The 1,991-nt window shown below is 69.6% G+C and carries 2 protein-coding genes; both read left to right on the plus strand.

The window, feature by feature from the left end; all coding sequences use genetic code 11:
* Positions 1–299 precede the first annotated feature (299 nt).
* Positions 300–902, plus strand: a complete 603-nt coding sequence (locus DSP71_RS07475; protein WP_113680766.1) for an FABP family protein — start codon at positions 300–302, stop codon at positions 900–902.
* A 1-nt stretch (position 903) separates the two neighbouring features.
* A partial coding sequence (locus tag DSP71_RS07480) for a folate-binding protein YgfZ (RefSeq protein ID WP_181800688.1) occupies positions 904–1,991 on the plus strand: 1,088 nt, incomplete at its 3' end.

Below are 1,991 nucleotides of genomic sequence, written 5' to 3' on the forward strand. Positions count from 1 at the left end.
CGTGCAGCTCTGGTACGGGCGCACTCAGGGCTTCATCTTCCGGGTGGCCGGCAGCGTGATCGGCGCTCTGCTGCTGATGGGGATCATCTCGGTCGGGTTCGGCCTCGCAGCGCTGATCCCGACCTGATTCCCGCCTGATCCCCGCCGGACGGCGGCGCGGCGCGGTAAGGTGGAGCACATGGACCTCATGGCGCTCGAAATCTTCTTCATCGGCCTGCTGGGCCTTGCGAGCCTCGCTATCGTCTTCGTCTCGGCGGTGGTGCTGCGCAACCTCTTCCGCGGCCAGCGCTGACTCGACGATGCTCGAGCTTCCCGTCGATCTTCCGGCCGATCTCGTCCCCTTCGCGTGGCTGATCGGCGTCTGGGAAGGCACCGGCGTCATCGACTATCCGGTCGGCGACGAGCGTCTGCAGGGAGAGTTCACGCACCGGGTCAGCTTCAGCCATGACGGCGGTCCTTTCCTGAACTACTCCGGAACGGCCACCCTTCTGACCGAGGAGGGTGCTCCGGCGGCCGCACTGCTCGCCGAGACCGGATTCTGGCGACTCGCGCGTCCGGCGGCAGCGGCTGATCCCGGCCCCGCGCTGTTGCCTCCCACCGCGCCGGCCGTGATCCGCACAGTCGACGACGTGGAGGAGTTGCGCGCTCCGAGCGGCGGATTCCCGATCGAGGTCTCTCTCGCACACGCCGACGGTGCCCTCGAGCTCTACATCGGCGAGATCAACGGGCCGCGCATCGACATCGGCTCCGATGCCGTCGTGCGCAGCGCCGGCGCGAAGGTCCACACCGCCTCTTCCCGCATGTACGGCCTCGTAGACGGTCATCTGCTGTGGGCGTGGGACATCGCCGCCCTCGGCACGCCTTTGCGCTCGCATGCATCGGCCCGGTTGGCCAAGGTCTGACGTGTCCGCCTTCCACCAGGTCGACGGTGCGGTCTCCGACGGCGAGGTCATCACTCATTTCGGTGATGCCTTCCGCGAGCAGCGGCGTCTCGCCGACGGCGCGGCCCTTGCGCCGCTCGGGGATCGCACGGTCATCGAGGTGGCGGGTCCCGAGCGCCTCACCTGGCTCGACTCGATCACCTCGCAGTCGGTGGGGCGTCTCGCGCCAGGAGACAGCACGGAGCTGCTGATCCTCGACCCGCAGGGTCGCGTCGAGCACGCCGCCGGAATCCTCGACGACGGCTCATCGGCGTGGTTGATCGTCGACAGCGGCGATGCGGAAGCGCTCGCCGCCTGGCTGACGCGCATGAAGTTCCGTACCCAGGCGACGGTAGAGGTGCGCTCCGACCTCGAGCTGGTCGGCTACATCGACGGCGGGACCGTCGGAGCGAGAATCACCGCTGCCGCGTTCGCCCCGAACGGCGTCGCCCTCGTCTGGGCAGACCCGTGGCAGCGCATCAGCGTCGGAGGTCATCAGTACGCGGAGGTCGCAGAGCATCCTGCCACCGATTTCGCCTGGCGGGTGGCCGTCGTCACGGAGGAATCCGCTCGTGCTCTCGCCGGTTCCCTCGATCGGGAAGCCCTCGCAGGGACTCTTGCGGCCGAGGCGCTGCGGGTCGCGGCGTGGCGTCCTCGGTGGACGACCGAGGTGGGCGAGCGCTCGCTGCCCCACGAGTCCGACTGGATCCGCAGCGCGGTCCACCTGAACAAGGGCTGCTACCGCGGCCAGGAGACCGTCGCCAAGGTGCACAACCTCGGGCATCCGCCTCGACGGCTGGCCGCACTCCACCTCGATGGCAGCGATGCCGTCCTGCCGGAGCCCGGTGCGCCGGTCTTCGCGGGCGATGACGAGGTCGGCCACCTGACCTCCGTGGCCCGGCACCACGAAGACGGCCCGATCGCGCTCGCGATCCTCTCCCGGCGCGCACCCGTCGGCGACCTCGTCGTGCGTGCGGAGGGCATCGACATCGCTGCGTCCCAGCAGGTGATCGTCCCGGCGGATGCCGGTTCCGTGGCCGACATCCCGCGCCTCACACGGCTGTCGCGACG

The sequence above is a fragment of the Microbacterium sp. H6 genome (assembly GCF_003314775.1).
Classification (GTDB): Bacteria; Actinomycetota; Actinomycetes; order Actinomycetales; family Microbacteriaceae; genus Microbacterium; species Microbacterium oxydans.

Excerpts from the sequence above, each read along its gene's own strand:
- DSP71_RS07475 (WP_113680766.1), top strand. The coding sequence starts at position 300 with ATGCTCGAGCTTCCCGTCGATCTTCCGGCCGATCTCGTCCCCTTCGCG.